At 52.4% G+C, this 227-nt stretch carries 1 protein-coding gene; it reads right to left on the reverse strand.

The features are described 5' to 3' along the window. The coding region (locus tag H5084_RS19425) for a hypothetical protein (RefSeq protein WP_182692250.1) at nt 1-227 on the reverse strand (227 nt) is incomplete at both ends.

The following is a 227-nucleotide window of genomic DNA, read 5'->3' on the forward strand; positions in this document are numbered from 1 at the left end:
ACTACCGCATTTTCTACTGCGCTGCCGTCGTCTTCGGTAAATGCATTGGTGTTCGTGATCGTCACTTCAGGTGCATCGTTAACCGTATTCACCACCGGGGTGGCCGAATCTGTTTCACCATTAATTGTGCCGTCGTTCGGTGTTAATGTAAATTCAGGTAAGGCTGCTCCGCTGTTAACCAGCGCCGCGCCCGCTGCTGTTAAGAGAACCTCATTGCCCACGACCTG

It is taken from the genome of Psychromonas sp. SR45-3 (assembly GCF_014163575.1).
GTDB classification, from domain to species: Bacteria; Pseudomonadota; Gammaproteobacteria; order Enterobacterales; family Psychromonadaceae; genus Psychromonas; species Psychromonas arctica.